The following is a 3,409-nucleotide window of genomic DNA, read 5'->3' as shown; positions in this document are numbered from 1 at the left end:
TGGCGGGCCGACTCGATCGCAGTCATTGCCTGAGATGGTCAGATCTCGCCAGAAAGAACTCTCAATGGGCTAGGATCGTGCTAGTGCGGGAGCAATTCGTCGTAGTCATCGCTTGCCGCGGCAGGACCTCTTAGGGCCCACCCTGCCGCGGAGTTTCGACGTTGGCTCGATGACTCTGCCGCAGGTACGCCGGACCACCATCGTGGGTCCACTCCTCCTGAACCGGGCCGAGGACGTTGATCGTCCCAGTCTTGGATCGTGCTGATGTCGTCGGCCGTCGGAGCCCGTACTCATCACCGATCAATCACTGTCAGGAGTTGTCATGTTCGATCCGGATCACACCCTCGAGTGGGGACCAGCGCACTTGCGCGACGAGCTGGATGAGGAACTGGACCTTGTCCCGGAGGACAATTGAGTTCAATATTCGAGAAATAAGTTTCATCATTTGAGATCACGGTTCTAGGATGCTTCTATGACCACTTCCTACTCGCTTGCGATCGTGGCTGGAGACGGCATTGGACCGGAAGTCACCGATCAGGCATTGAAGGTCCTCGATCTGGTTGCGGCCGATGCCGAGGTGAAATTCGACCGCACCAGCTACGACCTCGGTGCCCGGCGCTGGCATGAGACGGGCGAGACGCTGCCCGATAGCGTTCTGGCTGAGATACGTGGTCAGGATGCCATCTTGTTGGGTGCGGTTGGTGATCCGAGCGTGCCGTCGGGAATTCTGGAGCGTGGCTTGTTGCTGCGGCTGCGTTTTGAACTCGATCACTATGTCAATCTGCGGCCGTCGAAGCTGTTCAATGGTGTCTCGACCCCGCTAGCCGACCCGGGCGACATTGACTTTGTGGTGGTGCGCGAAGGAACGGAAGGTCCTTATGTCGGCAATGGCGGTGCGATCCGGGTCGGGACACCGGCCGAGGTGGCTACAGAGGTCAGCTTGAACACGGCGTTCGGGGTCGAACGGGTGGTACGGGACGCCTTTGCCCGAGCGCAGGCTAGGCCGCGCCGCAAACTCACCTTGGTGCACAAGAACAATGTGCTGGTCCATGCGGGTCATCTGTGGAGCCGCACTGTCGAGGCCGTGGCGACGGAGTACCCGCAGGTTACGGTCGACTACCTGCATGTCGATGCGGCCACGATCTTCCTGGCTACCGACCCGGCCCGGTTCGACGTCATCGTCACGGACAACCTGTTCGGCGATATTCTCACCGACCTGGCCGCTGCGATCACCGGCGGAATCGGCTTGGCTGCCAGCGGCAACGTCAATCCCGATCGGACAGCACCGAGCATGTTCGAGCCCGTGCATGGATCGGCACCCGATATCGCGGGTCAAGGCAAAGCGGATCCGACTGCGGCGATTCTGTCGGCGGGACTCCTGCTCGAGCACCTGGGCCATGGTGCACAAGCTGCCCGGATCGTTGAGGCGGTGGAGGCCGATATCGCTGAACGGCGTGGCCAGGAGCGATCGACGCAGGAGGTTGGCGCGGCCATCGCCGAGCGGGTTGCCGGGTCGGTATCGGCGCGCTGACCAACTGCCGAATCGACCACGAAAGGACTATTGTGTCCGCCATGACCACCCCAGCGTTTGTGCCGCAGGTTACTCGCAACCCCGCTGCGCGCAGTGACGCCGAGCGTGCCGAGATCCTCGCCGACCCCGGCTTTGGGAACCACTTCACCGACCACATGATCCTGATCGATTGGACTCCGCAGCGCGAGTGGCACGATGCCCGGCTCGTGCCCTACGGGCCCTTGTCCATCGATCCGGCGACGGCGGTGCTGCACTATGCCCAGGAGATCTTCGAAGGCTTGAAGGCCTATGCCCATGCTGATGGTTCAGTGTGGTTGTTCCGCCCGGAGGCCAATGCCGAACGTATGCAGCGTTCGGCTCGTCGGCTGGCGTTGCCCGAGTTGCCGATTGACTGGTTCACCGGTTCGGTGCGGACGCTGGTCGAAGCAGATCGTGCCTGGGTTCCCACCGGCGAGGAACGCAGTCTCTATCTGCGGCCGTTCATGTTCGGCTCTGAGGTCTTCTTGGGTGTGCGTCCGAGCCAGCACGTGACATATTCGGTGATTGCCTCGCCTGCGGGCGCCTATTTTGCCGAGGGCGTCAAGCCGGTCGATATCTGGCTGTCAACCGAGTACAGCCGTGCCGGTGCCGGCGGCACGGGCGCGGCCAAGTGTGGCGGCAACTATGCCGCGAGCCTGATGCCACAACAGGAGGCATTCGCGAATGGGTGTGCTCAGGTGGCGTTCTTGGACTCGGTGGAGCAGCGCTGGGTGGAAGAACTCGGTGGGATGAACCTGTACTTCGTCCAGGCGGATGGCTCCATCGTGACCCCGGAACTGACCGGGTCCATTCTGGAGGGCATCACCCGTGAGTCGATTGTCACCCTGGCCCGTGATCTGGGACATGAGGTAGTCGAACGCAAGGTCTCCATTGATGAGTGGCGCGAGGGTGTTGCCGGTGGAACGATCACCGAAGTGTTCGCCTGCGGCACTGCGGCCGTGGTGACCCCGGTCGGACGACTGAAGTGGGCCGGTGGCGAGGTCATCAGTGCCCAGGGCGAGCCGGGACCGATCACCGCGATGGTGCGTTCGGCTCTGGTCGATATCCAGTATGGCCGGGCCGAAGACCGCCATGGTTGGCTGACCCGGGTCTGCTAGGTGTGCTGCCGGGTTAGGCAGTTGCGTGCACTACCCGGGTCTCCGTGATCGCTGGGTGGCTAGAACTGGACAGTCGGTGGGGAGCCCTGGTCCGCCGGTGCCTGATAGAACGGACGCTGCGTGACTTGGGCGATGCCGGTGAAGAACATCCACGGGATGGTCCGGACCATTTCGTTCAACGCACGGGTCGCATCGTTGTAGTACTGACGGGCGAACGCCAGTTTGTTTTCCGTATCGGTCAGATCGTTCTGTAACTGTTGGAAGTTCGCTGAGGCTTTGAGGTCAGGGTAGGCTTCGGCGACAGCGAGCACGTCCACCAGAGCCATTTCCAGCCGTGCCTGCGCGGCTGCCTTCCGCCCCACCGAGCCGGTTGCCGCGGCCTCGGTGACGCCGGTGCGTGCTTGGGTCACCTCGTCGAAGACGCCGCGTTCATGTGCGGCATACCCTCTGACAGTGCTGACGAGATTCGGGATGAGGTCAGCGCGCCGGGTCAGGTGCACGTCGATTCCGCCGAGTGCCTCCTGGACACCGACATCGGCCGTGCGGAGCCGATTGAACGCCACAATGGCGAACAACACCAGGGCAACCACCAAGACCGCGATAATGAGCCAGATCAGCATGGGGGCCTCCCGTAGTAAGAACTGGGCGATACTCTACGTCGGCTACTACCAGGAGCCGCCACCACCGCCGCCACCACCGCCGCCGCCGCCACCACCGCCACCACCACCACCGCTGCCACCGC

Annotated in this window: 3 protein-coding genes; 2 read left to right on the top strand and 1 reads right to left on the bottom strand. The window is 62.7% G+C overall.

Annotation, left to right across the window (positions count from 1 at the left end):
* Positions 1-472 precede the first annotated feature (472 nt).
* Together ACK5M9_RS09410 and ACK5M9_RS09405 are read left to right on the top strand one after the other, a co-directional pair.
* The gene (locus ACK5M9_RS09410) at positions 473-1,531 is read left to right on the top strand and encodes a 3-isopropylmalate dehydrogenase (protein WP_416892904.1); all 1,059 of its coding nucleotides are present in this window, start codon (positions 473-475) and stop codon (positions 1,529-1,531) included.
* A 41-nt stretch (positions 1,532-1,572) separates the two neighbouring features.
* The gene (locus ACK5M9_RS09405; RefSeq protein ID WP_416892905.1) at positions 1,573-2,667 is read left to right on the top strand and encodes a branched-chain amino acid aminotransferase; all 1,095 of its coding nucleotides are present in this window, start codon (positions 1,573-1,575) and stop codon (positions 2,665-2,667) included.
* A 59-nt stretch (positions 2,668-2,726) separates the two neighbouring features.
* Here the strand turns inward: ACK5M9_RS09405 and ACK5M9_RS09400 are convergent, their stop codons facing one another.
* Positions 2,727-3,287: a LemA family protein gene (locus tag ACK5M9_RS09400; protein ID WP_416892903.1), complete on the bottom strand. Its 561-nt coding sequence runs from the start codon at positions 3,285-3,287 to the stop codon at positions 2,727-2,729.
* Between the last annotated feature and the right edge of the window lie 122 nt (positions 3,288-3,409).

Origin of the sequence: Mycobacterium sp. (genome assembly GCF_047975165.1) — a bacterium.
In the GTDB taxonomy this organism is placed as follows: Bacteria; Actinomycetota; Actinomycetes; order Mycobacteriales; family Mycobacteriaceae; genus Mycobacterium.
This window is presented reverse-complemented; position numbering and strand designations above follow the sequence as displayed.